General features: G+C 66.1%; 29 protein-coding genes. 11 read left to right on the top strand and 18 right to left on the bottom strand.

The window, feature by feature from the left end; translation table 11 throughout:
- The first annotated feature begins 214 nt into the window (after positions 1-214).
- Together TMO_RS00600 and TMO_RS00595 are read left to right on the top strand one after the other, a co-directional pair.
- Positions 215-2,200 carry a BCCT family transporter gene (locus TMO_RS00600; RefSeq protein WP_041604766.1) on the top strand — a complete coding sequence of 662 codons (1,986 nt, stop codon included), beginning with the start codon at positions 215-217 and terminating at the stop codon, positions 2,198-2,200.
- Between the two features lie 44 nt (positions 2,201-2,244).
- The gene (locus tag TMO_RS00595) at positions 2,245-2,853 is read left to right on the top strand and encodes a GntR family transcriptional regulator (RefSeq protein ID WP_267019347.1); all 609 of its coding nucleotides are present in this window, start codon (positions 2,245-2,247) and stop codon (positions 2,851-2,853) included.
- Between the two features lie 37 nt (positions 2,854-2,890).
- Here TMO_RS00595 and TMO_RS00590 read toward each other — a convergent pair whose 3' ends face one another.
- The 14 genes from TMO_RS00590 to htpX all read right to left on the bottom strand — a co-directional run bounded on the left by TMO_RS00590 (position 2,891) and on the right by htpX (position 16,644).
- The gene (locus tag TMO_RS00590) at positions 2,891-3,301 is read right to left on the bottom strand and encodes a DUF2000 family protein (protein ID WP_041604765.1); all 411 of its coding nucleotides are present in this window, start codon (positions 3,299-3,301) and stop codon (positions 2,891-2,893) included.
- On the bottom strand, positions 3,238-3,741 hold the full coding sequence (locus tag TMO_RS00585; protein WP_014743631.1) for a MarR family winged helix-turn-helix transcriptional regulator: 504 nt from the start codon (positions 3,739-3,741) through the stop codon (positions 3,238-3,240). Before TMO_RS00585 ends, TMO_RS00590 begins: the two co-directional genes overlap by 64 nt.
- An 80-nt stretch (positions 3,742-3,821) precedes the next feature.
- The gene (locus TMO_RS00580) at positions 3,822-4,508 is read right to left on the bottom strand and encodes an NnrU family protein (RefSeq protein ID WP_014743630.1); all 687 of its coding nucleotides are present in this window, start codon (positions 4,506-4,508) and stop codon (positions 3,822-3,824) included.
- A gap of 121 nt (positions 4,509-4,629) precedes the next feature.
- Positions 4,630-4,971, bottom strand: coding sequence for an iron-sulfur cluster assembly protein (locus tag TMO_RS00575; protein ID WP_014743629.1), 342 nt, complete (start codon positions 4,969-4,971; stop codon positions 4,630-4,632).
- A gap of 75 nt (positions 4,972-5,046) precedes the next feature.
- Positions 5,047-5,550 carry a Fe-S cluster assembly sulfur transfer protein SufU gene (sufU, locus tag TMO_RS00570; RefSeq protein ID WP_014743628.1) on the bottom strand — a complete coding sequence of 168 codons (504 nt, stop codon included), beginning with the start codon at positions 5,548-5,550 and terminating at the stop codon, positions 5,047-5,049.
- A gap of 11 nt (positions 5,551-5,561) precedes the next feature.
- Positions 5,562-6,806, bottom strand: a complete 1,245-nt coding sequence (locus tag TMO_RS00565) for a cysteine desulfurase (RefSeq protein WP_051045281.1) — start codon at positions 6,804-6,806, stop codon at positions 5,562-5,564.
- Positions 6,806-8,155 (bottom strand): Fe-S cluster assembly protein SufD, encoded by a 1,350-nt coding sequence (sufD, locus tag TMO_RS00560; protein ID WP_014743626.1) that lies wholly within the window; start codon positions 8,153-8,155, stop codon positions 6,806-6,808. Before sufD ends, TMO_RS00565 begins: the two co-directional genes overlap by 1 nt.
- A gap of 4 nt (positions 8,156-8,159) precedes the next feature.
- Positions 8,160-8,918 (bottom strand): Fe-S cluster assembly ATPase SufC, encoded by a 759-nt coding sequence (sufC, locus tag TMO_RS00555; protein WP_014743625.1) that lies wholly within the window; start codon positions 8,916-8,918, stop codon positions 8,160-8,162.
- A gap of 93 nt (positions 8,919-9,011) precedes the next feature.
- On the bottom strand, positions 9,012-10,457 hold the full coding sequence (gene sufB / locus TMO_RS00550; protein ID WP_014743624.1) for a Fe-S cluster assembly protein SufB: 1,446 nt from the start codon (positions 10,455-10,457) through the stop codon (positions 9,012-9,014).
- Positions 10,458-10,583: 126 nt separating this feature from the next.
- Complete coding sequence (locus TMO_RS00545) at positions 10,584-11,021, bottom strand: SUF system Fe-S cluster assembly regulator (RefSeq protein WP_014743623.1); 438 nt, start codon at positions 11,019-11,021, stop codon at positions 10,584-10,586.
- A 150-nt stretch (positions 11,022-11,171) separates the two neighbouring features.
- Positions 11,172-13,244 (bottom strand): heparinase II/III domain-containing protein, encoded by a 2,073-nt coding sequence (locus TMO_RS00540; RefSeq protein ID WP_014743622.1) that lies wholly within the window; start codon positions 13,242-13,244, stop codon positions 11,172-11,174.
- Between the two features lie 78 nt (positions 13,245-13,322).
- Positions 13,323-14,048, bottom strand: coding sequence for a ribulose-phosphate 3-epimerase (rpe, locus tag TMO_RS00535; RefSeq protein ID WP_014743621.1), 726 nt, complete (start codon positions 14,046-14,048; stop codon positions 13,323-13,325).
- A 51-nt stretch (positions 14,049-14,099) separates the two neighbouring features.
- Positions 14,100-15,725 carry an RsmB/NOP family class I SAM-dependent RNA methyltransferase gene (locus tag TMO_RS00530; protein WP_014743620.1) on the bottom strand — a complete coding sequence of 542 codons (1,626 nt, stop codon included), beginning with the start codon at positions 15,723-15,725 and terminating at the stop codon, positions 14,100-14,102.
- A gap of 7 nt (positions 15,726-15,732) precedes the next feature.
- Entirely contained in the window at positions 15,733-16,644 is a 912-nt protein-coding gene (gene htpX, locus TMO_RS00525; RefSeq protein ID WP_014743619.1) for a zinc metalloprotease HtpX, read from the bottom strand.
- 156 nt (positions 16,645-16,800) lie between these two features.
- Between htpX and TMO_RS00520 the strand changes: the two genes are divergently transcribed.
- From TMO_RS00520 to TMO_RS30145, 7 genes are all read left to right on the top strand, one after another.
- Positions 16,801-16,980, top strand: a complete 180-nt coding sequence (locus tag TMO_RS00520; RefSeq protein ID WP_014743618.1) for a DUF1674 domain-containing protein — start codon at positions 16,801-16,803, stop codon at positions 16,978-16,980.
- A 154-nt stretch (positions 16,981-17,134) separates the two neighbouring features.
- Positions 17,135-17,518, top strand: a complete 384-nt coding sequence (locus TMO_RS00515) for a hypothetical protein (RefSeq protein WP_014743617.1) — start codon at positions 17,135-17,137, stop codon at positions 17,516-17,518.
- A 157-nt stretch (positions 17,519-17,675) separates the two neighbouring features.
- Positions 17,676-18,008: a hypothetical protein gene (locus TMO_RS00510; RefSeq protein ID WP_145978041.1), complete on the top strand. Its 333-nt coding sequence runs from the start codon at positions 17,676-17,678 to the stop codon at positions 18,006-18,008.
- A gap of 18 nt (positions 18,009-18,026) precedes the next feature.
- On the top strand, positions 18,027-18,248 hold the full coding sequence (locus TMO_RS32895) for an NAD(P)-binding protein (RefSeq protein WP_081598710.1): 222 nt from the start codon (positions 18,027-18,029) through the stop codon (positions 18,246-18,248).
- Positions 18,249-18,349: 101 nt separating this feature from the next.
- A complete protein-coding gene (locus tag TMO_RS00500; protein WP_145978040.1) occupies positions 18,350-19,600 on the top strand; it encodes a GMC oxidoreductase in 1,251 nt (416 codons plus the stop codon).
- Between the two features lie 22 nt (positions 19,601-19,622).
- Positions 19,623-19,859, top strand: a complete 237-nt coding sequence (locus tag TMO_RS31485; RefSeq protein WP_041604761.1) for a hypothetical protein — start codon at positions 19,623-19,625, stop codon at positions 19,857-19,859.
- A gap of 19 nt (positions 19,860-19,878) precedes the next feature.
- Positions 19,879-20,259, top strand: coding sequence for a c-type cytochrome (locus TMO_RS30145; RefSeq protein ID WP_187297797.1), 381 nt, complete (start codon positions 19,879-19,881; stop codon positions 20,257-20,259).
- 148 nt (positions 20,260-20,407) lie between these two features.
- On the opposite strand, the gene acs is transcribed toward TMO_RS30145, so the two are convergent.
- From acs to TMO_RS00475, 4 genes are all read right to left on the bottom strand, one after another.
- The gene (gene acs, locus TMO_RS00490; protein WP_014743614.1) at positions 20,408-22,366 is read right to left on the bottom strand and encodes an acetate--CoA ligase; all 1,959 of its coding nucleotides are present in this window, start codon (positions 22,364-22,366) and stop codon (positions 20,408-20,410) included.
- A gap of 112 nt (positions 22,367-22,478) precedes the next feature.
- Positions 22,479-22,838, bottom strand: coding sequence for a Rieske (2Fe-2S) protein (locus TMO_RS00485; RefSeq protein ID WP_014743613.1), 360 nt, complete (start codon positions 22,836-22,838; stop codon positions 22,479-22,481).
- A 1-nt stretch (position 22,839) separates the two neighbouring features.
- Entirely contained in the window at positions 22,840-23,259 is a 420-nt protein-coding gene (locus TMO_RS00480; RefSeq protein WP_014743612.1) for an EVE domain-containing protein, read from the bottom strand.
- A gap of 21 nt (positions 23,260-23,280) precedes the next feature.
- Positions 23,281-23,565 (bottom strand): YciI family protein, encoded by a 285-nt coding sequence (locus TMO_RS00475; RefSeq protein ID WP_014743611.1) that lies wholly within the window; start codon positions 23,563-23,565, stop codon positions 23,281-23,283.
- 257 nt (positions 23,566-23,822) lie between these two features.
- Here TMO_RS00475 and TMO_RS00470 point away from each other — a divergent pair, with 257 nt between their 5' ends.
- The gene (locus TMO_RS00470; RefSeq protein WP_014743610.1) at positions 23,823-24,806 is read left to right on the top strand and encodes an NAD-dependent epimerase/dehydratase family protein; all 984 of its coding nucleotides are present in this window, start codon (positions 23,823-23,825) and stop codon (positions 24,804-24,806) included.
- Between the two features lie 130 nt (positions 24,807-24,936).
- A complete protein-coding gene (locus tag TMO_RS00465) occupies positions 24,937-25,776 on the top strand; it encodes a TSUP family transporter (RefSeq protein ID WP_014743609.1) in 840 nt (279 codons plus the stop codon).
- Positions 25,777-25,832 lie beyond the last annotated feature (56 nt).

The raw sequence follows: 25,832 nt of genomic DNA, 5'->3' as shown, positions 1-25,832 counted from the left end.
GACTTCGCTTGACCACATGACGTCATGAAAGATGCATCAGGTCAATAGATCGTAACGTTACGGCAGGGTCCGCCCCGGAATGAACACGGGTTATGTCATTTGATGGCACTGCGTGACGACTTGATCCATGACATTGCCCTGGATCTGACGTCGCGTCATCGGCCGGCTTCCTGTAGCGTGGGGACCAGAGCGCCACCAATGCAGGATCCGGATCATGCTAAGGATGACGATCAACCCGCCGGTCTTCTTCGGCGCCGCTTCCATCATCCTCGCCTTCGTGGTCGCAGGGGCCGCGATACCCGAGCAGATGGAAGCCTTGTTCGCCGTCGTCCAAAGCGAGATCCTGCATCGCTTCGGCTGGTTCTACATCCTGGTGGTCGCGATCTTCCTGGGCATGGCCCTGTTCCTCGGCTTCAGCCGCTTCGGCCGGCTGAAGCTCGGCCCGGACGATTCCGAACCGGATTTCCGCTACGGATCGTGGGTGGCCATGCTCTTTGCCGCCGGCATGGGCATCGGACTCATGTTCTTCGCGGTCGGCGAGCCCATGACCCATTTCGCGAGCCCGCCCGTGGTCGAGCCCCGCTCGATCGAGGCGCAGCGCTCGGCGATGAACATCACCTTCTTCCACTGGGGCATCCACGCCTGGGCGATCTATGCCATCGTCGGCCTGTCGCTCGCCTATTTCGGCTATCGCTACAACCTGCCGCTGACGATCCGCTCGGGCCTCTATCCGCTTCTGAAAGAGCGGATCCACGGGCCGATCGGCCATGCGGTCGACATCTTCGCGATCTGCGGCACGGTCTTCGGTCTCGCCACCTCTCTGGGCTTCGGCGTTCTGCAGATCAATGCCGGTCTCGATCATCTGATCGGGCTTGAAGTCTCTCCGATCGTGCAGGTGACACTGATCGCCGCCGTCACCGGCGTGGCCACCATCTCGGTCATCAGCGGCCTCGACAAGGGCGTGCGGATCCTGAGCGAGACCAATCTGGTGCTCGCCGTGGCGCTCATGCTCTTCGTGCTGGCCGTGGGGCCCACCACGATGCTGTTCCGGGCCTTCGTCCAGAACATCGGCATCTATCTCGACAATTTCGTCCTCAAGACCTTCAACCTCTATGCCTATGAACCGCGCTCGTGGATCTATTCCTGGACGCTGTTCTACTGGGCCTGGTGGATCTCGTGGTCGCCCTTCGTCGGCATGTTCATCGCCCGGATTTCGCGCGGACGGACGGTGCGGGAATTCGTGATCGCGGTGCTCTTTGTCCCGCTGGGTTTCACCTTCCTGTGGATGACCGTGTTCGGCAACACGGCCATGTTCATCGACACCGAGGTCGCCAATGGCGCACTGGCCGCCGCGGTCGCCGAGGATGTGTCGGTCGCCCTGTTCCAGTTCCTCGAATATCTGCCGCTCTCGTCGATCACGGCGGTTCTGGCGGTGATGCTCGTTACCGTGTTTTTCGTCACCTCGTCGGATTCGGGCTCGATGGTCGTCGACACCATTGCCTCGGGCGGTGCGACCAACACCCCGATCCCGCAGCGGGTGTTCTGGTGCGTGCTTGAAGGCGTGGTTGCGGCGGTTCTGCTGCTGGCCGGCGGTCTGTCGGCGCTTCAGACCGTCACCATCGCCAGCGCCCTGCCCTTCGCCGTGGTGATGCTGCTGCTGTGCTGGAGCCTGTTCCGCGGCATGAGCGCAGATCTTGCCCACCGGCCGCTCGGCGCCCCCGTCACGACCACAGGGGTCCCGGCCGTCGAAGCCGGCTGGAAGCGCCGTCTTGGTCAGATCCTGCACACGCCGGATGAAAAGGATGTGCGTCGCTTCCTGGACGGTACCGCCACGGATGCGCTGAGGGCAGTGGCGGCTGAATTCAACGGCCGCGGCCATCCGGCCGAGGTGGAACGCGACGAGACGACGGGCGGTGTCTCGCTGGTGCTGCCTGCCGAAGGCGTGCGAAACTTCATCTATGGCATCCAGCCGGCCAGCCACCCGCTGCCCGCCCTGACCGCGATGGATGCCGCCCGCCCCGATCTGCGCCACGAGGCCCGCACCTGGTTCAGCGACGGCAGCCGCGGCTATGACGTCTACGGCCTGACCCGCGATCAGTTGATTTCCGACGTGCTGGTCCAGTTCGACCACTACCAGTCCCTGGTCCAGTCGCCCGGTGCCGCACTCTTCGCCGGCGCGCCGGAACAGACCCCCGAATAGGCAGGCGCTTTGGCCCTATGCTTCATCCGTCCGCCGCCGACATCTTGAACGAACTCCGTCAGGCAATCATCGACGGAGCCTTTCCGGCGGGCACTGAACTGCGCCAGAACGCGCTGGCAGAAAGGCATGGGGTCGATCCGGCCCTGATCCGCTCAGCCCTGCTGCAGCTGGATGCAGAAGGGCTGGTGCGGATCCTGCCGGGCATCGGCGCCGTGGTGTCGTCGATCTCGCGAGAGGAGATCGACGACGTCTTCGACCTGAGAGTGATCCTGGAGCCGCGGCTGCTGCGCCGCGCCGTTCCCGCCCTGACAGCGGCCGATTTCGCCCGGATCGAGACCATCCATCATCTGTTCATCGGCGCCGTCGCCGCCAGCGACATGGCCCGCTGGGGTGCCCTGAATGCCGAACTGCATCTGGCGATCTACACACACGCCCGTCTGCCGCGCAGCCTGCGCATCGTGACCGGACTGCTGCAGACCTGCGATCGCTATACCCGGCTTCAGCTCTCCACCACCCCGTCCCCCGGCCGGGCCGAGCGGGAACACGGCACGCTGATCGCTCTCTGCCGAAGGGGGGAGATCGATGCCGCCTGCAGGGTGTTGACCACCCATATCGACGGCGTGCGGGCGGATCTGCATGCCGCCCTCGCCTGAGCCGCCATCACGTCACGCGACCCGCCCCTCCTACCGGTCAGGGATGCATGCGCGCGCCCTTGGTGATCCGGTCGACCACGCGTCGATCGGCCCGCATGCCCAGGCCGACCAGCTTCGCCGTCTCTGGCCGCTGTTCTGCAAAGACCGCGCGGTTGGCGGCGTCATGGCCGGTCGCAAACATCTCTTCGACATAGAGCGCCGGCACCACCTCGCGCTCCAGACAGCGGCGGCGGATGGTGGCGAGCGTCGGGCCATCGGCCGCCAGCACGATGACCGGCTGCACCGACAGCGGCAATGCGGCATTGCCCGCGGCATCGCGATAGGGCTCGCCCATGATCTCAGGCGCGGCCCCGGTTACACCGCTCATCAGGAACGCCGTGACATTCAGTTTTTGCCACACGGCAAGATCATCGCGCACCACCAGCGCGATCTTGGTCTCGAACTGCATATCTCCGCGAGCTCCTTACGGGAGGGGGCGGCTGCGATCCGGCGAAGGAGTGATTTCAGCTCCTCTGCTGCCGGGCCGCCCAGGGCCGCATCGACATCGGCATTCAGCGCGTCCATCTCGGCCTGGAGCGGGCCACGCAGCGCCAGGCCCCGATCGGTCAGGTGCAGGGCGTTGACCCGCCGGTCCCGGGCGGATGGCCGGCGCGCGATCAGCTCCAGCTTGACCAGACGGTCGATCACGCCGGTGATGGTGGCGCTGTCCAGCACCAGGCGGGTGCCGATGGCGGCACCGCTCTGCCCGTCCTCTTCCCACAGGAGCTGGAGCACGGCGTACTGGACCGGGGTCACCCCATGCCGGGCCAGCCGGTCGCGGGCCGCGCGTGTCACGGCCTGAGCGGCCTTGCCGGTCAGGAAACTGATGCAGTCTTCGATGCGGTTCATGAGATGAACTCTCGCATACATATATCTCGTATACGAGTCTTTTTATCGGCCGGCATCCCCGGGCGAATGGCAGGCCTGCCTCACATCAGCGGCACGCCCGCGATCCAGCGATGGCCTGCGAAAAGGGCCACATAAACCACGAGCGCCACCAGCCAGCGCCACCAGGCGATCTCGGCAAAGGCACCCTTGGCCTTGCCCGCGAAGACGGCGGCAAAGGGGATATACGAGCTGGCAGCGGCAAACAGCATCCACGAGACCGGCATGTCGCGGCGCTTGCGGATCTCGATCAGCCGGCTGCCGGCGAATGCGACGATGAAAATCGTGACGCCCAGGATGGTGGTGGCCAGGTCGCCATTGGCCAGAACATGGGCCACCGCCCAGATCATGATCCCCCACATCAGCGGGTGTCGGGTGATCTTGAGCACACCGACCGCCTTGGGCGCGGGCGCACCGGCGGCATCGGCCCCGGCCATGGTCGGGTTGCGCTGGGTAAGCCCCAGCACGGCAAAGGCGACCGCAAACAGCATCAGGGTGAAGGCAAGATGACGCAGCGCCCCGCTGCCGTCCCAGAGCGGCACATAGGGCGCCTGCCCATAGCCCCAGATCAGAATGCCGAGAGAGAAGAGCGCCACCAGAGAGAACAGGGCGCGATAGGCGCCCTCCCCCAGAGAGGCGATCATATAGCGTCTGACCGCCGGGATGCCCGGCACCAGATGGGTGATGAGGAACAGCACCGCGCCGATGGCGAGGCCGATCATCTGATGCATGGATCCCGTCCTCTGCGTTCTTATGGCACGTGCCCGTGCCCGGTCATGCTCAAGGCAGCATGACGCAGCAGGATGACGGGTTCAATCCCGGGCAGGTGGCCTGCCCGGAACATATTCCGGCTCAGAACATGTTGAGTTCGAGCCGGGCGTCCTCGCTCATCATCTCAGGGGTCCAGGGCGGATCCCAGACAACCTCGACGGTCACGTCGGAGATGCCTGCAATGTCCCGGATCTTGGTCTCGATCTCGACCGGCAGGCTTTCGGCCACCGGACACATCGGCGAGGTGAGGGTCATGCGGATATAGGCCTGGTCGCCCGCATCGATGCGCACCTCGTAGATCAACCCCAGATCATAGATGTTCACCGGGATCTCGGGGTCGTAGCAGCTGCGCAGCACATCGATGACCGCGGCTTCGAGATCGCCCGGATCGTCCTGCGGTAGTGGGTTCGTGTTGTCGCTCATATCGCCTGTTTCCGTTCGAAACCCGTCGTCTCCGGCCGCCTGCATCGGGGGGCCTGATGATTGCCTTGGGCCACGTCACTCGGTCGAAACCGGCCCGCCGGCCCCGCCTGCGTCGCCGCCATGCTCCAATGCCCGGGTCAGGGTGTGCCAGGGCAGGGTGGCGCATTTCACGCGGCTCGGAAATTCGCGCACGCCTCCCAGTGCCGCCAGAACGCCCAGGGTCGCCTCGACCTCCGGATGGTCCAGCGCCCGGGGATCGGCCCCGGTCACCAGATCGCGGAACCGGGTGAACATCTCCGCGATCTCGGCCCGGCTGCGCCCCTGTACCACCTCGGTCATCATCGATGCCGAGGCGGTCGAGATGGCGCAGCCACGACCTTTGAACGCGATCTCCGCCACCCGATCCCCCTCGAACCTCAGATCGACCGTCACCTCGTCGCCGCAGAGCGGGTTATGCCCATGGGCGCTGGCATCGGCCGGGTCCAGCCGGCCGAAATGCCGCGGGTTGCGGTTATGCTCCAGGATGATCTGCTGATAGAGCGACCGGAGGTCGTCGTCGAGGGCGGTATCGGCCGGCATGGCGGGTCTCCTCAGCCCATGAACTTCACGACCTTGCGCAACCCGTCGACCAGCGCATCGACCTCGGCGCGGGTGTTGTACATGCCGAAAGACGCACGCGCCGTTGCCGGCAGGCCGAAACGGGCCATCAGCGGCTGGGTGCAGTGATGACCGGTGCGCACCGCGATGCCCTGCTGATCCAGGATCGTGCCGATATCATGCGGATGAATGCCGTCGATGGCAAAGGACACCACACCCGCCTTTTCGCGCGCTTCGCCCACGATCTTCAGCCGGTTGATCTCGCGCAGCCGTTCATGAGCATAGACGGTCAGGTCGTGCTCGTGGGCTGCCACGGCCTCGACGCCGACCGCGGCCAGATAGTCGAGCGCGGCGGCAAAGGCGATCGCCCCCACGATATGCGGCGTGCCGGCCTCGAACTTCGCCGGCGGCGGCGCATAGGTGGTCTTCTCGAAGCTCACCGTCTCGATCATGTCGCCACCGCCCTGCCAGGGCGGCATGGCTTCCAGCAGCGGCAGCTTGCCGTAGAGCACCCCGAAGCCGGTCGGCCCATAGGCCTTGTGTGACGAGACCGCATAGAAATCGGCATCCAGCGCCCGGACATCGACCCGCATATGCGGCAGGGCCTGAGCGCCGTCGATCACCGCAATCGCCCCCGCGGCATGGGCCGCATCGATCATCCGCTGCAGCGGCAGGATGGTACCGAGTGCGTTGGAGACATGGGCCACGGCCATGATCTTTACCCGGCCGCCGGCGATCATCCGATCGAAGGCATCCTGGTCGACCTCGCCGGTATCGGTCACCGGCACCACCATCAACCGCGCGCCGGTCTGCTCCGCCACGATCTGCCAGGGCACGATGTTGGAGTGATGCTCCAGATGGGTGATCAGGATCTCGTCACCCGGTTTCAGATTGGCCCGGCCCCAGGTATAGGCGACGAGGTTCAGCCCTTCGGTGGTGCCGCGGGTGAAGACGATCTCCCGCTCGGACGCGGCATTGAGCCAGGCCCGCACGGTTTCGCGCGCCGCCTCGTAGGCCGAGGTCGCCTTTTCCGACAGGTAGTGCACGCCCCGATGGACATTGGCGTAAGAGGTCTCATAGACCGCCCGCTCGACATCCAGCACCTGGCGCGGCTTCTGCGAGGAGGCCGCATTGTCGAAATAGACCAGCGGTTTGCCGCGCACCTGGGTGGCCAGGATCGGGAAATCGGCGCGGATCCGCTCCACGTCGTAAACCGGCAGGGTCTTCTGATCGGTCATCACGCCGTCGCCTCCTTCGCGACCGTCTCGTTCAGCACGGTCTGGGCCATGTGGCGGTCGACCCAGCCCGAGACCTGCTCGCGGAAGGTCTCGAAGGGCAGACGGTCGACGATTTCCTCGGCGAAGGCCCGGGTCAGGATCCGCCGGCCTTCGGCGGCATCCAGTCCGCGGCTTCGCAGGTAGAAAAGCTCCTGCTCCGAGATGGCACCGACGGTCGCGCCATGGGCGCATTTCACCTCGTCGGCATGGATCTCGAGCTCGGGCTTGGGCAGGATCTCGGCCTCACGCGAGGCAAGCAGGTTGCGGCTCGACATCTCCGCATCGGTGCCGATCGCCCCCGGAAGGACATGGACCCGGCCGTTGAAGATGCCGCGCGCCCGGCCACCCGCCACACCCTTCCAGGTCTGGGACAGGCGGCAGTCGCGAGCGCGGTGCTCGACATTGGACCGGGTGTCGGTCTGCTGCCCGGCACCGATGGCGAAGAGCCCGTCCAGCGTCGCCGCCGCGCCGCGGCCTTCCAGGGCCACGTCCAGCGTGTGGCGCGACAGCCGGCCGCCCATGTCGATCTGGATCATGTCGAGTTCGGCATCGCCCGCAATCGACGACGCCAGCCGGTCGATATGGAAGCCCTTCTCGCCGCTGGTCTGCAGGCGGATCAGGGTCAGCTTCGCCCCGCGACCAAGGCGGATCTCAACCGTCGCATTGACGAAGGCGGTCTCGCCGGCAAGGCCGCGCCAGTGCTCGATCACCGTCGCCCGGGCATTCTCGGCCAGATCGATCACGATCCGCGGCTGCGCGACCACCGGCATGCGGGGGGCGAGGGCGTGATGGAGCAAGTGCACCGGCCGGGCCAGTTCCACCGCGCGCGGCACCAGAACCGCCGCACCATCGGCAAGCGCCGCCTGATTGAGGGCGGCAAAGCCGTCACGATCCCCGCGCGCCACCTGCCCCAGCACCGCATGCACCCGATCAGGGGCGGTGGTGAGTGCCCGGGACAGCCCGGCGACCACCACCCCGTCGGCCAGTTCCCCCACCGCCGAGAGTTCGTCGGAGAAGACCCCGTTCACCATGGCGATACGGTCGCAGTCGAGCCCCTTGGGCACGATCGGCTGCAGATGCGCCCAGGTCAGCCGCGGTGCCGCCGCATCGGCGGCGGCGAAGCTCTGGCCGTAGAGCGCATTCAGGCGAAGATTGCGCCAGTCCTCCTGGCGCGGGGTCGGCAGGCCCAGGGCACGGAACCCGTCCCGACCGGCCGCCCGCAGCGCCTCCAGCCAGTCCGGCCCGGTCTTGGCTCCCTGGGCCGCGATCAGCAGATCCAGCTTGTCGGGCGTGGCATCCAGAACCGCCATGGTCTCAGGCCTCCGCCCCGGCGAGATCCTCGACCCAGCCATAGCCCTTCTCCTCCAGTTCGAGCGCCAGCGACTTGTCGCCGGAGCGCACGATCCGGCCGCGGGCCAGCACATGGACGAAATCGGGCACGATATGGTCGAGCAGGCGCTGATAATGGGTGATCATCACGAAGGAGCGTGCCGGATCGCGCAGCGTGTTCACACCATCGGCCACCGCCTTGAGCGCATCGATATCCAGACCACTGTCAGTCTCGTCCAGGATGCAGAGTTTCGGCTCCAGCACGGCCATCTGGAAGATCTCGTTGCGCTTCTTCTCGCCGCCCGAAAAACCGGCATTGACCGGGCGCTTCAGCAGGCTTTCGTCCAGATGCACGATCTTCAGCTTCTGGCGGACCAGCTTCAGGAACTGCACGCCGTCCAGTTCGGGCAGGCCCTCATGCTTGCGGCGGGCATTCAGCGCCGCCTTCAGCAGATAGGTGTTGTTCACACCCGGGATCTCGACCGGATACTGGAAGGCCAGGAACACGCCCGACCGAGCCCGTTCTTCAGGCGCCATCTCCAGCAGATCCTGCCCCATATAGGTGACCGACCCCTGCGTGACCTCATAGCCGTCGCGGCCGGCCAGGATGTGGGAGAGCGTGCTCTTACCGGCGCCGTTCGGACCCATGATGGCGTGGACCTCGCCGGGGCGCACGTCCAGGTTCAGGCCGCGCAGGATCTCCTTGCCGTCGACGCGGGCGTGCAGGTCGCGGATGATGAGCATGTTGGTCCTCGAATGAGATCGTCCGGCGGCCTTGCGCGGCCGCAATGCGTCAGGCCCGGCAGAATCCCGGGCCGCGGGAAACGGATGGCCGGGTCAGCCGACGCTGCCTTCCAGCGTGATGCCGAGCAGTTTCTGCGCCTCGACCGCGAACTCCATCGGCAGCTCCTTCAGGACGTCCTTGCAGAAGCCGTTGATGATCATCGACACGGCATCCTCGGCCGAAAGCCCGCGCTGCATCAGATAAAACAGCTGGTCGTCGCTGATCTTCGAGGTGGTTGCCTCATGCTCGACCTGCGCCGTGGGATTGCGGCTCTCGATATAAGGGAAGGTATGCGCCCCGCAGTCAGGCCCCAGCAGCAGACTGTCGCACTGGGTATAGTTGCGCGCGCCCTCCGCCCCCTTCTGCATGCGCACCAGGCCGCGATAGGTGTTCTGGCCACGTCCCGCCGAAATACCCTTGGAGATGATCGTGCTGCGGGTATTGCGCCCGATATGGATCATCTTGGTGCCGGTATCGGCCTGCTGGGCATTGTTGGCAACCGCGACCGAGTAGAACTCGCCGATCGAGCCGTCACCCTGCAGAATGACGCTGGGATACTTCCAGGTGATCGCCGAGCCGGTCTCGACCTGCGTCCAGGAAATTTTGGAATTGGCCCCGCGGCAGGCGCCGCGCTTGGTGACATAGTTCAGGATGCCGCCCTTGCCGTCCTTGTCGCCCGGATACCAGTTCTGAACGGTCGAGTACTTGATCTCGGCATCCTTCATGGCGATCAGCTCGACCACCGCCGCATGCAGCTGGTTCTCGTCGCGCATCGGTGCCGTGCAGCCTTCGAGATAGCTGACATAGGCACCTTCTTCCGCGATGATCAGAGTCCGTTCGAACTGGCCGCTGCCGGCGGCATTGATGCGGAAATAGGTCGACAGCTCCATCGGACAGCGCACGCCCTTCGGCACGTAGACGAAGGTGCCGTCCGAGAACACGGCCGAATTGAGCGCCGCATAGAAATTGTCACCGACCGGCACCACCGATCCCACATATTTCTGGACCAGCTCCGGATATTCGCGCACCGCTTCCGAAAACGAGCAGAAGATGATGCCGAGTTCCTTGAGCTTGCCCTTGTAGGTGGTGGCGACCGACACGCTGTCGAGCACCGCATCGACGGCGACGCCGGCCAGCATCTCCTGCTCCTTGAGCGGGATGCCGAGACGCTCGTAGATCTTCAGCAGCTCGGGATCGACCTCTTCCAGGCTCTTCGGCGCGTCGGCCCTGGCCTTGGGGGCGGAGTAGTAGATGATCGACTGAAAATCGACCTTGGGCTTCTTGAGGAAAGCCCAGTCGGGCTCCTCCATCGCCTGCCAGGTCCGGAAGGCCTTGAGCCGCCACTCCAGCATGAAGTCGGGCTCTTCCTTCTTCGCGGAGATCACGCGGATGACGTCCTCGTCGAGACCCGGCGGCACGTTGTCCGCGTCGATGTCGACATGGAAGCCTTCCGTGTACTCGCGGGCGACAAGCGCCTCGACTGCGTTCTTGCTCGTCATCACTCGTCCTCCGCGCGCCCGTTCTTTAACGAACGGCCCGTCCATCGGGCCGGCGGGCGTCGCCTCTTGATCTCGTCGTCACCAGCCCGGAGACCGCCCGCGCCGGCCAGAAACTTACGGTCCGGCTCAGCCCGCCTGCGCCGCGGGGAAGGGCTGCACAGCCGCATCCGCCGCCATGTCGGCAAGGCTGATCCCTTCCAGTGCGCGGCTGATCGCCCGGTTGATCCGGATCCAGTTGCCGCGGGTCTGACACACGCTTTCCTGCCGGCAGGTGCCGGGATGTTCGATGCATTCCATGATGGCCACGGGGCCTTCCAGGCTCTCGACGATGTCGACCACCCGGATCTCGGCCGCCGGCCGCGCCAGGCGATAGCCGCCATGCGCGCCACGATGCGAAATCAGCAGACCGTCCCGCGCCAGGGTCTTGGCCAGTTTGGCGACGGTCGGCGCGGGAATGGCCAGCTCTTCGGCAAGCTCCGTCACCCGATGAACCCGATCGGGGGCGTTGGCGATATGGGTCAGAACCACGATCCCATAGTCGGTGAGCTTGGCGATTTTCAGCATCGGACGGTCTGTCCCGGGTCGGATGGGCCGGTCGGACACGAGGGCCACGGGGGCCTCGCGCCAATCAGGACTGTTCAGGTCCTATATCGGTCATCGGCGTCCGGAAGGCAAGACCCAACTTTGGCAAAAACGCAAGGCGCGGTGCGGCTTTCACGCAGTCGCAGGCGGGTCCGCGATGCCGTCGCGTTCGGCGCCCTGCGGCACCGACGGCGCCTCCGTCACAGCCGGCACCGCGCGGCGGGGATCATCGATGCGCGCAGGTCGGGCATCGAAGCCGCCCTGCGGCCGCACATCCCCCTCACCCCTGGGCTGAACCTGCTGGAACGCCCAGCGCACCCGGGTCTCCGCCCCCTCGGCGACGCCGCTCACCACCACCTGCTGGGCCGGGCGCACCCGCCCCTCATGGCCCATATGGACACTCTCTTCGATCGCGATGCTGGCGCCATCGGCCCGGACATACCAGCCCGGGCCGTGGACCGGCCGCACCAGCACGGCGGCGCCGCCCTGAATGGGTAAGGCCTTGACGGCGGGATGAAGATGGAAGCGCAGCGCGAAGCGGACCGGCGCCTCGCCACGCCCCGGCAGGGCGATAAAGCGGTCTTCGCCACGCAGATCGTCGCCGTCCGGCCCAAGATAGAAGCGGCGGGCATGGACCAGGCCGTGATCACGGAAGCCGTGATGGGTGAATTCCAGCCACTGTGCCCCCTCGTCGTCGCGGCGATCGATGGTGACCGGCGGGCCGGCCTTGCGGCGACGTTCCCCAGATCCGGCTTCGACTCGCTGCGGCCCCTGGTCTTCGACCGTTACACCGGAATGTGCAGCCGCCTGGGTGACGGCCTGCATCCAGGGCCCGGGCCTCGCGACATAGGCGCCGCAATTGACCACCAGCCGCTCGCGCCCGGTCGACATCTCGAATGACGAGAAACCGGAAAAGCCGGCCTGTCCGGCGGTGACGGGTGCCGGCAGCCCCAGATCGACCAGCACCGTGGTCCGGCGGGCGGCCAGACGCTCGAAGCCGCCGACGGCGCCGTCCAGTCGTTCCATGCCGCGGGCCGGCACATGCCCCAGCACCTGATCGACCCGGGCCGCCGGAATCTCCGGCGTACCGTTGAACAGGGCCAGCACGCCGTCACGATGACGCATCAGCCGGAGTGCTGCAGCCAGCCGGCTGATCAACTCGTCGAACCCGGCCGGCAGATCGGCGTCATGGGCGGCGGCGATCGTCTTCAACTCGACCAGATCCGAGACGAGATCGAGCTGACAGACCGGCGAGCGGGACTGATGCACGCCGTCGGCATGGATCTGACGCTCCAGCGCCTGCATCAACAGCTTCGCGATCCGGGCGAGCCTGCGCCGGCCGGCCCCCAGCGCCGCCCGCCCCATCCACAGGCCGCGGAGCGCCTGGATACGCTCGATTCCGTCCAGACGACGCCATTTGACCATCCGCTCCAGACGGTCGGCATGCTGGCGCAGTGCCGCCATCAGGCGACGATCATCGGTGCGGGCCGCCTGCAGCCGGTCGTCATCGGCGTCGATGAGGAAATTCGCATGCATCGACAGCGCCGCCAGCCGGCGGCCGGCAATGCCCGGCGACCAGACATAGGGCTGGAATTCAGCCCGGTCGGCCGCGATCCATTCAAAAACGAGTGCGCGGGCCAGCGCCCGGGCGCGGGAGCCATGGGGCCCCGCCACAGCCCTCAGATGGCCCAGCCACTGAAAGCCCTGCCAGGCGACCAGCCAGGCATCCGAGGCCTCGTCGGGCAGCCAGTCCGGCCGCGACAGCGCAGGGGTCGGGGCGTTGAAGACCATTGCCGGCGTCTCGCCCTCCGCCGACACGTCACCGCCTTCCAGCAGGGCCGCATCTTCAGGGCGCGCGGTATCGTCCAGGATCGGCTCAGGGGCTGGCGGCTGCGCCGGCACCGGGGTCAGCTCGATGTCCGGCTCGTCGTCGCCCCGGGCCATCCCGTCCTCGTCGGGGCGAAACGGGTCCGGGCCCAGCTTGTGACTGGCTTCCACCACCTGCCCCGCCAGACGGAAATGCCCCTGTACCATCTCCACGCCGCGGTGCGGGTCGCCCGGGCGCAAGGGTTCCAGCACGCGTTTCAGCCCGCCGCGCGCATCCGGCAGCGGGGCCACGAACCACCGATGAGCCAGCGCTCTCAGACGATCGCCGGCGCCAGGCAGCGGACTTCCGGGCGGCGGCATGCGCGTGATCGCGGCCATGGGCCTCTGGTCTCTCGATTGCGGGGGGAGAAAAGGAAGACGCGTAGACGGAGACGGGATCGGAAGGGGAGGGCGGCATCAGCCGCCGGTGCGCCCCCGATCTGCGCCGGCGCGCAATGCCCGGATGTTCGGAGCGTAAGCCTCGGCACCGCCCTTGAAGGCGGCCGACCCTGCAACCAGCACATCCGCCCCGGCGGCGGCCACCAGGGCCGCCGTTTCGGGCGTCACGCCACCGTCGACCTCAAGATCTATCGCCCGGCCGGTGGCATCGATCTTCGACCGCAGGATGCGGATCTTGTCGAGCTGGGACGGGATGAAGCTCTGGCCGCCGAAGCCGGGGTTCACGCTCATCACCAGCACCAGATCCAGATCCGGCAGCACATAGTCCAGCACCTCGGGCGGGGTGGAGGGGTTGAGCGACACCCCCACCTTCACCCCCAGCGACTTCACCAGCTGCACGCTGCGATGCAGATGCGGCCCCGCCTCGGCATGGACGGTCACGATGTCGGCCCCGGCCTCGACGAAGGCCGGGATGTAGGGGTCGACCGGTGCGATCATCAGATGGACGTCGAACACCTTCTTCGACCACGGCCTCAGCGCCTTCACCACCATCGGGCCGATGGTCAGGTTCGGCACGTAGTGGCCGTCCATGACATCGACATGGATGTAGTCGGCCCCCGCCTGATCGATGGCGGCGACCTCATCGCCCAGCCGGGCGAAATCGGCCGACAGGATCGACGGCGCAATCCGGATCGGTGCCTGGCTGGGGGTGGCGGAGCGGCTGCTGGCGGCGGATGCGGTCATCAGGTGGGAAGCCTCCGACGGGGCCGTCATGACGGCTGGTTACGGGTGGTCTCAGGCGGCGTCGCGGCGTCGCAGACGGACGGCGAAGAACCCGTCCATGCCGCCGGCATCGGCAAGCAGGGCGGGCGTGGTGCGCAATTCGCCGGCGGCATTGATCGCAACGCCGAGCCGGGCAGGAAGTTCATCGGCACCGATCGGCACGCGTTCGGCGTCAAAACCGCGGTCGAGCACCCGGCGGACAAGATCCTCGCCCTCCGACGGTTCCAGCGAACAGGTGGCATAGACGACCACGCCGCCCGGTTTCACCAGTTTCAAAGCCGCCTCAAGCAGCTTCTCCTGCAGCTCCGCCAGTTCCGCCACCTGATCCGGGCGCTTCGACCAGGCGAGGTCGGGGCGCCGGCGCAGCGTGCCGGTGCCCGAGCAGGGGGCGTCCAGCAGCACGGCATCGGCCGCGCCCTCGGGCCGCCATTCAAGAAGATCGGCGGTCACCGGCGTGACGTCGGTGAAGCCCAGCCGGGCCATGTTCTCACCCAGGCGCATCATCCGCCGGGCACTGCGATCGACGGCGGTGACATGGGCCCCGGCAGCCGCCAGCTGTGCGGTCTTGCCGCCCGGCGCCGCGCAGAGGTCGTAGACCAGCTTGCCCTTTACATCGCCGAGCAGCATGGCCGGCAGGGTGGCGGCCAGATCCTGAACCCACCACGCCCCTTCGTCATAGCCCTCCAGCCGGTCGACACCACCCTCGGCCCGATCGAGGCGGACGGTGCGGCCACCGACGGCACGGCCGCCGAGCTTTTCGGCCCAGGCCGCCGCCTCGCGCGGGTTTCTGACCGACAGATCGATCGGCGGCTCGCGCAGCAGCACCTCGGCGATGGCATCGGTCGTCTCCACCCCATAGGCCGCCTCCCACGAGGCACGCAGCCAGCGGGGCAGGTTTTCTCGCTTGGGATCGATCTTCGCGGCCGCGGCGATCTGATCGCCCTCGGCCGCCAGCCGGCGCAGCACCGCATTGACCAGACCCGAGAGGCCACCGAGCCCGCCCGCTTGGGCGAGGCGCACGGCATTGTCCACCGCGGCATGATCCGGGGTCGACAGAACCCTGAGATCGGCCAGCCCCAGGCGCAGGACATGCATGGCCTTTTCGGGTGCCGGCCGCTGCATCACCCGGCCGAGCAGCCGGTCGAACTCGCCCTTCCGGCGCAGCACGGTCGCGACCAGCATCCGGGCGTGGGCACGGTCGCGCGGCTCCAGCCGGTGGAAGCCCGGATGGGTGGCGACCGCATCATCCAGCGGCCGGCCGTCATCCAGCACATCCATCAGCAGTTCGGCCGCGATGGCCCGCGAGGGCGTCGGCTCACGAAAGTCGGCGCGGGGCCGCGGCTCATGGGCGTGATCGCGGGCCGCACGATAGCGGTCGTTCCGGGGCTTGCCGCCCTGGATCCGGCCGTCGCGATCCCCCTGATAGCTCCGGTCGCGGCCCTGGGGCGGACGGGCGCCGCGGGGGCGGTCACCGGCAGCCTGATCACGGGCGGGACGGTCGTCATGAGAGGGCCGGGCATCACGAGAGGGCCCGGAATCACGAGAGGGCCCGGAATCACGAGAGGGCCCGGAATCACGAGAGGGGTGGGCGCCGCGGTCGTTGCGGCGGTCGTCCTCGGGGCGGCGGGGCGGGCGCATCCGGCGCTCAGCCCCAGGGGCCGCGGCGCGGGCCGCGGGCAAAGCCCACCGGCGCGCCGGCCGGCGCGGTGCCCACGGTCATGGCGCGCAGGCGCGCCACCCGGTCGGCGGTGGTCGGATGGGTGCGGAACAGGCTGTCGACGGCGTTGGATTTCAATGGGTTCACAATGAAGAGATTGGCCGAGGCCGGGTTGTGTTCGGCGTGGCCGTTGACCACGCGGCGAGAGGCGTTCTCAAGACGGGTCAGCGCCGAGGCGAGCCAGTCGGGCCGGCCGCAGATCTCGGCACCGATGCGATCGGCCTGATACTCGCGCGAGCGGCTGATTGCCATCTGCACAAGAGCCGCGGCGACGGGCGCCAGCATCGAGATCAGCAACACGCCCACGAAGCCCAGCGGATTGGGGTTGCCGTTGTCGTCCCGCGAACCGCCGAAGAAGAAGGCGAAGTTGGCGAGCATGCCGATCGCACCTGCGATGACCGAGGTCACCGTCATGATCAGGGTATCGCGGTTGCGGATATGGGCAAGCTCGTGGGCCACCACACCGGCAACTTCTTCAGGCGACAGCGCCTGCAGCAGGCCGCGGGTCACCGCCACGGCGCCCTTTTCAGGCGAGCGGCCGGTCGCGAAGGCATTGGGCTGCGCCTCTTCGACGATGTAGAGCTTCGGCATCGGCAGGCCGGCATTGGCGGCGAGCCGTGCCACCATGTCGTACAGTTCCGGTGCCGCACGCGGATCCACTTCGCGCGCACCATACATGCGCAGCACCAGCTTGTCCGCGTTCCAATAAGCGAAACCGTTCATCACCACGGCGATCAGCAGCGCAATCATCATGCCGCTGCCACCGCCGATCAGATAGCCCACGACCATGAACAGCCCGGTCATGACCGCGAGCAGCACTGCCGTTCGGATGTGGTTCATGGGATGTGTCGAGCCCGGATGGAGGACGAGGCCGCAGGCGGCTTCCGCATCGGGCGGGGGTGCGCCGCCGGAACGCCTGACATATATGGACAGGCACGGGGGCTTCAAGCGAAACCGCCCGCATCGGTGTCATGCAGTGCAGGAGGATCAAAGGCTATGACCGAAAAGACGCAGAACGACGCCGGCCGCGCCGTAGCCCCGGACGCGCCCCCCGCGACGGACACGACCACCCCGGCACCCGCACCGGAAAAGCCCACCGAAATCGGCGGCCCCAAGGGGCTTGATCCGGTCCGTTACGGCGACTGGGAACGCAACGGGAAATGCGTCGACTTCTGAGAAGGTTGACGGCCGTTCACCCCCACTTCGACCCGCCCTGTGCAGGGCGTTGATCGGCGGCAGGATACGGTGTGGAAATGCGCGCCCGGCGGTCTCAGCCCCCGGGCCGCTCCGCATCGACGGGTCACACCAATCCGCACAGAAAGGGTCGTCCATGAACGCCCTCGCCGCCTTCCATCTGCGTGCCGCAGCGATCTATGTCGCTCTCGGCATGGCCGCGGGCATCGCCATGGCCGCGAGCCAGCACTTTGAATACGGGCCTGCCCACGGCCATCTCAACCTGCTGGGCTTTGCATCATCCGCCATCTATGGGCTGGTGCTGAAGGACCGCCCCGATCTGGCAGCCACCCGCTTTGCGGTGGCACATGCCATCCTCGCCCATCTGGGACTGGTGGTGATGACAATCGGTCTCACCATCCTGTTCTCGGGCGACGTCGCGACGGGTGAACCCGTGGCCAAGGCAGGTAGCGTCCTGGTCCTATTGGGTGGGCTCGCTTTCATCAAGCTCGTATTCGCCGCGACGCGTCGCAGTATCTGAATCAATCTGCGGGCAACGGCATCGCCGGAGCGGTCTGATCAGATCGGCTGACGATCGAGCATGGCCCGATCAGGGTTAACATGCTATTCGATAAGCGGACGTCCGAGCCCGCTCGGCCGAATCGCATACAGGCACTGAAATCAGGAGAGGCCTGCCCGTGAATCGTCGCACGTTCCTTTCATTGTCAGCCGGATGCGTCACCGCCGTGACAGCTAGTGCCGCGTTGGCACTGCCCGCGGCGCCACAGACGGCAGACTCCCTCGCCAAGCTCGGCAGGCGGGCCATCGCGGATCTTCCGGCCGCTGACGTTACCGCTTTGCGGGCAGAAGGTAAGCGGCTTCCTCAGCGCGACATGAGCGCCCTGCGCTCGATGAAGAGGGAGATTGCCGAAGATTTTCGTCAGGGCCGCACGGTCCAAATCGGCGGTATCTCCTTCTCGCGGACCGAGACATCAATCTTCATCCTGGCCGCCGATTCCACCGGGAAGTGATTTTGAGGTTGTTTTAGAATGACATCTGGATTCATCGATGCGCGCAACAGTGACGCAGGCGACCTGATTGAGGCATCTGTCTGTATCGTCGGATCCGGCGCTGCCGGCCTGACGCTTGCACGCAGACTGGCCAAATCCGTCAAGGATGTGGTTCTCATCGAATCGGGGGCTTTTCACTCGAGGGAGAGACCCAGAACCTCTTTGCAGGACGGAATCTCAGCCTGCCGTACTACAACCTGACCGCCTGCCGGCTCCGTTACTTTGGCGGGACCACCAATCACTGGTCAGGCTTCTGCCGCGCAAACGACGAGATCGACTATGACGGCAGGCCAGAGCTCAACTTGCCGAAGTGGCCTGTCGGCTATGCTGAGATCGCCCCGTACATTGCCAAGGCCGCCGAGCAGCTTGGGATTTCGTCCAAATTCTTCGACCCCCAAGCGATCTTCGAGAATCGGGGAGTCCCCGTGGATGAACTCGTGGATCGCAAATCGGAGATTCTTCAAACAAAAGTCTTTCAGATTGCCCAAGATATTCGCCTTGGGCCCAAGTATCATGACGAACTCGGCGCGTCCCCAAACCTGCGTATTTATCACCATCTGAATCTCACACAGGTACGCCTGAGATCTGATGGCAAGGAAGTCAGCCACCTGGACTGCGCCACGCTCAATGGCCGCAAAGTTCAAGTGCGCGCAAAGGTCTTCGCCTTGTGCTGCCATGCCATTGAAAATGCGCGTCTGCTGCTGACGTCGAATGACGTCATGAATGTCGGCATTGGCAATGCTCACGACCATGTCGGTCGCTATTTCATGGACCACACTCACATTTTTGCGTCACGTTTCATTCCGGGCCCGGAGTTCCCTGCGGCCTATGATCGTATGTATGCAGACCTCTTTCATCTGAATGCCAACGTCGGCTTTACGGATGATTTCATCCGTAAGGAGAAGTTGCTCCAGTATTATTGTCGCTTCAATCCCGTATACATGGACCCCCGCACTCGCGAAGCTATGGGGTACGTCCGCGACGGGTTTATGGCTCCTGGTGACTTCGCATACCTCCGAGATGTCGCGACAATGCTCGGCGAAGTTGGAGGAGTGACCCGCTTCAGCCTCTCTCGCACCAACCTCCGCCACATTCAGCCCGATTATTACGAGCTGGAACATCGCCTCGAGCAGGCGCCGAACCCGGACTCCCGCGTGGTTATCTCGGATCGGCGAGATGCTCTCGGAAGCCTTATTGCGGACCTCGACTGGCGCATCCTCGATGAAGATGTCCGGTCGTTCAAGATTGGCCAGGAACGCATTGCTTCCGAGTTTGCCGCTCTTGGTTATGGACGGGTGGAACTAGAGGAAATCACCAGAGACCTGGTGGAGTCCCGTATCGCCGGCCACTATCACCAGATCGGCACAACCCGGATGAGCGATGTCCCCGAAGATGGCGTGGTGGACCGAAACCAGCGCGTCCATGGCGTCGGCAATCTTTACATAGGTGGCAGCTCCGTCTTCCCGACTGCCGGCTACTCGGGACCGACTATGATGATCGTCGGCTTCACCATCCGTCTGGCCGAACATATCGAAAAGCAGCTTGCTGCCTGACAGCTCTCAGGGTGAAGACATCATGATGAAACGTCTGCTTGCCATCGTCCTGGCGCCCTTGATACCTCCTTTGTCCGTGCTGCTCTGGCGCGGCCCTGGGCTTGGCGTCGCAGCTAATTTTATTTTGGCTGTCGCAGGTATCACCGTCTTCTTTGGCTTCTATGCCGGCCCGGGCTTGGCCATCTACGGGCTCGCAATCCTTCACGCACTCCTCCTTTCCCTTCTGGCGGGGCGCTCCAGTCCCGCCATCGCCCGATAACTGCCGGAGGCAACCTGAAATGAAGAAATGGATGGTTCTGCCTGTTCTGGCTTTGACACTCACAGCGTGTGGTGATGACGCGCCTGAACTGGATCAAGCCGCAGTAGATCGAGGCAAGCGCATTGCAGAAAACTGCACTGCCTGCCATGCTTTGAGCGGCACAGCAAATATGGTCGGCCCCACCCTCTCTGGGGTGATTGGCAGAAAAGCTGGTCAGGTGCGAAATTACGACTATTCGGAAGGAATGAAATCTTCCGGTATCACATGGACTCCTGATGAAATTACCCGTTTTATCATGGATCCGATTGGCGTCGTCCCCGGCACCAAGATGGCTCTCAGCCCACTGACGAAAGAAGAAGCCTCTGACGTGTCAACCTACCTGCAATCAATTTCTCGCTGATATTCATAGCTATTGGACCGGATATTTTTCGTCCCACTTTTCAAGCCGCATCGACCGTCGGCTGCAAGCACTGATAACCTGATGAGCTGATCAGGCCTTCAGAATGACGGGACCACAGGAGAAACCTCTGGTCCCGTCATACCGCCTGTCACTTGTTCATGCGGTTGCCGACCAGATCGTCGACCACCGTCGGGTCCGCCAGCGTCGAGGTATCGCCCAGCCCGTCATGCTCGTTGGCGGCGATCTTGCGCAGGATGCGACGCATGATCTTGCCCGAGCGGGTCTTGGGCAGACCCGGCGCCCACTGGATCAGATCCGGCGTCGCGATCGGGCCGATTTCGTTGCGCACCCAGGCCACCAGCTCCTTGCGCAGCTCTTCCGACGGCGCCTCGCCGGCGATCAGGGTGACATAGGCATAGATGCCCTGGCCCTTCAGCTCGTGCGGGTAGCCGACCACGGCCGCCTCGGCGACCTTGGCATGGGCGACGAGCGCGCTCTCGATCTCGGCGGTGCCCATCCGGTGGCCCGAGACGTTGATCACGTCGTCGACCCGGCCGGTGATCCAGTAATAGCCGTCCTCGTCGCGCCGGCAGCCGTCACCGGTGAAATAGAGGCCGGGGAAGGTGCTGAAATAGGTCTGGGCGAAGCGCTCGTGATCACCATAGACCGTGCGCATCTGGCCGGGCCAGCTGTCGGCAATGCAGAGATTGCCCTCGCAGGCGCCGTCCAGCGGCTTGCCTTCATTGTCGACGATCAGCGGCTTCACGCCGAACAGCGGCAGGGTCGCCGATCCCGGCTTGAGGTCGGTGGCGCCGGGCAGCGGCGCGATCATCAGACCACCGGTCTCGGTCTGCCACCAGGTGTCGGTGATCGGGCAGCGGCCGTCGCCGACCACGTCATAGTACCAGCGCCAGGCTTCCGGATTGATCGGCTCGCCCACCGAGCCCAGCAGGCGCAGCGACTTGCGCGACGACCGCTTCACCGGCGCCTCGCCCTCGCGCATCAGGGCGCGGATGGCGGTGGGTGCGGTGTAGTAGATGGTGACGCCGTATTTGTCGACCACCTCCCAATGGCGGCCGGCATCGGGCCAGGTGGGCACGCCCTCGAACATCAGCGTGGTGGCGCCGTTGGCGAGCGGCCCGTAGAGGATGTAGGAATGCCCGGTCACCCAGCCCACATCGGCCGTGCACCAGTAGACATCGTCCTCCTTCAGGTCGAAGACGGTCTTGTGGGTCAGCGAGGCGTAGAGCAGATAGCCGGCGGTGGTGTGCAGCACGCCCTTGGGCTTGCCGGTCGATCCCGAGGTATAGAGGATGAACAGCGGATCCTCGGACTCCATCGGCTCCGGCGGGCAGTCGTCGGAGACACCGGCCACCGCCTCGTGCCACCAGACGTCGCGGCCGTCCTTCATCGCGACAGTGCCGCCGGTATGGCGGACCACGATCACGGTGCCGACGCCGCCCGCGTGGTCCAGCGCCTTGTCGGCATTGGCCTTCAGCGGCACCTTGCGGCCGCCGCGCAGGCCCTCGTCGGCCGTGATCAACACGGTGGAACCGCAATCCTCAATGCGGCCGGCCAGGCTGTCGGGTGAGAAACCGGCAAAGACCACGGAATGGACCGCCCCGATCCGGGCGCAGGCGAGCATCGCCACCGCGGCTTCCGGGATCATCGGCAGATAGATCGTCACCCGGTCGCCCTTCTTCACGCCCTGTGCCTTCAGCACATTGGCGAAGCGGCGGACATCGGCGGCCAGTTCGGCATAGGTGATCAGGCGGTTCGGCGCCTTCGGATCATCCGGCTCCCAGATGATCGCCGTCTTGGCGCCGCGGGTCGCCTCGTGGCGGTCCAGGCAGTTCCAGGCCACGTTGATCTGCCCGCCCTCGAACCAGCGGATCGACACATCGCCGGTGAAGTCGGTGTTCTTGACCCGGTCCCAGCGCCTGATCCAGTCCAGTGCTTCGGCCTGCTCGGCCCAGAAGCCTTCCGGATCCGAAATCGAGCGCGCGTACATCTCGTCGTAGCGGGCCTTGTCGATCAGGGCCTCACGCGCGAAGGCCTCCGGAACGGGATAGAGCGTCTTCGGCTCTGCGGTCTTGTCGTCTGACATGGGCTGGGTTTCCCCCTCGGTCGGATCCCTCGCGGCCGCGGTCAGGCGCGGCAGCGTCACTCAGCGCCCGGTTGAAATCCGGACGTCACACTTACACGTGGCAATGCGGCCGTCAGTCCGGCCGGATTGCATGCAACACCCCGTCCCCGTCGCACTCCAGCGCCAGCGCCGGCAGCCGCAGCCCCCGGCAGGGGCCGGCGACACAGAGCCCGTCATCGGGACGGAACCGCGCGCCGTGGAGCGCGCAGATCAGCAGGTCGCCCGTCCGGTCGAAGAACCGGTCAGGCGTCCAGTCCAGCGAGACGCCGGCATGGGGGCAGGCATTCTCATACGCCCGAAGCTCCCCCTGCCAGCGGATCACGAAGACCCGGAATTCCTCGGGCATGCGCCCGAACACGAAGCCCCGGCCGCCGCCTTCCGGCACCTCTGCCGCCGGGCAGAGCCGCAGCCGGCGCCCCCCGTCATCCTGCATCTCAGACACCGGGCTCGATGCCGGCCAGACGGCAGATATGGTCCCAGTGCTCGTCCGAGACCGGCATCACCGACAGCCGGGACTGGCGCACCAGCGCAATGCCTTCCAGCGCCGGATCGGCCTTGATCTCGGCCAGCGTCACCGGCCGCTTGACCGCCGTCACCGGCGCCACGTCGACCATGCCGAAACGGCCCTTTTCGTCCGACGGATCCGGATAATATTCGCGGACGATCTCGACAATGCCCACGATCTCCTTGCCCTCGTTCGAATGATAGAAGAAGGCGCGATCGCCGGTCTTCATCGCCTTCAGATTGGCCGAGGCCTGATGATTGCGCACGCCATCCCAATGGGTACGGCCATCCGCGACCATCCGGTCCCAGGAATACTTGAACGGTTCCGATTTCACCAGCCAGCGGGCCATCGCGTCGCGTCTCCCGGCCGGTCAGCGATTGTCGAAAACCTTGCGCCACGGACGGATCGTGACGCTTTCGAACAGCCCGGCCTTTGCGTAAGGATCACCGGCAGCGAACTCCTTCGCCTCCTCCAGCGTTTCGGCGTCATAGATCAGCAGGCTGCCGATCATCGTGGCACCGTCGTCGGAGAGGAAAGGTCCGGCCAAGACCACCTGCTCGCCCTCTTCCTTGAGAAAGGCCACATGGTCGGGGCGGTTCTCAAGGCGTACGGCCTCGTGGCCGGGCTTGTCGATACAGATGATGGCGAACAGCATGGGGGCCTTACTCCTCGGCAGCAGGATGGTTCGGGCGTCGCCATTCTGCGCCGATGACGTCCTGTGCGGCAAGTCCGGGACGGCCGCGACCGCCAGGACCGCGTTCCAAGGGGGTCTTTCACCCTCTCCCTCCCCGGAGCGGTGGCCCGCGGAACGCGCCATGGTTGCCGTCGGTTGTCCTTCACACATCATGACATTGGCAGGCCGGCCCCGCGCCCCCTACCTTTGGCGATATCGGTCCGGAGCGGGAGACGCGCATGGTCGACAGCGGCAACAGGCAGGCCCTGATCCTTGGGGCGGCGGGCGGGTTCGGCGGCGCGATGGCGCAGGAGCTGGGCCGGCGCGGCTGGTATCTGCGGCTTCTGGTCCGTGATCCGGCCCGGCTCGGCCGGCTGGGCCTGCCGGAAGACGCCGATATCGTGGTCGGCGACGCCCGCGACCCGGCGCTCGTCGCCCATGCCGCGCAGGGCATGGATGCGATCGTCCATGCCGTGAACCTGCCCTATCCGCAATGGGACCCGGCGATGCGCCGCATCACCGCGGCCGCGATCGAGGGCGCCCGCGCAAGCGGTGCCCGCCTGGTCTTCCCCGGCAATGTCTATGCCTTCGGCCGTCAGGATGCCCGGCCGCTGCATGAAGAGGCGGAACGCCGCCCCGATACGGTCAAGGGCCGGTTGCGCGCCGATCTCGAGGCCGCCATCGAGACGCTGGGCCGCGAGGGCGCGGCACCGGTGTTGATCCTGCGCGCCGGCGATTTCTACGGCCCGACGGTGCGTAACGGGCTGACCGACATGATCTTCGCCAGGCTGGCGAAGGGACAGGCGCCGCGCTGGCCGGGGCCGCTCGACCTGCCGCACCAGTGGTGCTTCGTGCCCGACCTCGCCCGGCTCACTGCCGACCTGCTCGAGGCGCCGGAACGCCTGGCCCCCGTGGAGCATGTTCATCTGACGGCCCAGCTGTTCGACACGCAGCGCCGCTTCATGGAGATGGCGGCGGCTGCCGCAGGCCACCCCCGGCTCGGCCCGAAGCGCCTGCCCTGGTGGCTGCTGCGCCTGGCAGCCCTGACCGATCCGGTCGCCCGCGAGCTGCTGGAGCTGCGCTATCTGTTCGACGATCCGGTCGTGCTCACCGGCAATCGTCTTCAGGTGCTGGTGCCCGATTTCCGGCCGACGGCGCCCGAGCGCGCGATTGCGGCCACCATGGCCGCCCATGCACAGGATGTGCGCCCGGCCCAAGGTTGACGGCAGATGCGGAACTGACGGCAGATGCAGGGCGGCCCTGCGTCGGGCGCGAGGGAAATTCGGGTGACCGGCAGGCGGGCGGGGCGTACACCCCAAGGTACCCCCGCCCCTATTCCGGCTTCTGCGCGTCATGGACATCCTGTCGGCCTTCCTCACCCATCCCGTCGGCCCGGATCTGCTGCTGGCCCTGTTCGCAGCCGCGGTCGTGGCCGCCGCCATCGACGCCATTGCCGGCGGCGGCGGGCTGATCACCCTGCCCGCCATGCTCGCAGCCGGCGTGGCACCTGCCACCGCGATCGCCACCAACAAGGTGCAGTCCTCGATGGGCACGGCCATGGCGGCGATCACCTATGTCCGCTCGGGCCAGGTACGGGTGCGCGAGGTGGTGCCGCGGATCCTGACCGTGCTGGCCGGGGCGGCCCTGGGGTCGCTCGCCGTCCAGTCGATCGACCCCTCGGCACTGGGCCGTATCCTGCCGGTGCTGCTGGGTGTGATGGCCGCCTATTTCCTGCTCTCGCCACGGGTGGGCGACATCGATGCCGAGGCCCGCGTGCCGGGCTGGGTCACCGGCTGGATCGTGGCGCCGCTGATCGGCTTCTATGACGGCTTCTTCGGGCCCGGGACCGGCTCCTTCTTCATGCTGGCGCTGGTCGCCCTCGATGGCCGCGGCATGCGCCGGGCCGTGGCCGAGACCAAGCTGCTCAACCTGACCAGCAATCTCTCGGCCCTCGCGGTCTTCGCGCTCGGCGGCCATATCGACTGGATGCTGGGGGCGGTGATGGCCACGGGTGCAATCATCGGCGCCCGTATCGGGGCCGTCCTGGTGATCGCCCGCGGCACCCGGATCGTGAAACCGCTGCTGGTCTGCACCTGTCTGGCACTCTCGGCACGCCTGGCCTGGACCGAATACCGCGCCGATGCGGCACCGCCGCCACCGGCCGTGAGCGCAGAAAACCTCGCCACGGAGTGACCCACCGGATACGTTCATGAGCGGCAGGGCTTTGCGCCCCTGGACCCGACGGGTCG

The organism is Tistrella mobilis KA081020-065, from assembly GCF_000264455.2.
Taxonomy (GTDB): Bacteria; Pseudomonadota; Alphaproteobacteria; order Tistrellales; family Tistrellaceae; genus Tistrella; species Tistrella mobilis.
Note: the sequence above shows the minus strand (reverse complement) of the source record. Positions and strands in the feature narration are given on the sequence as shown.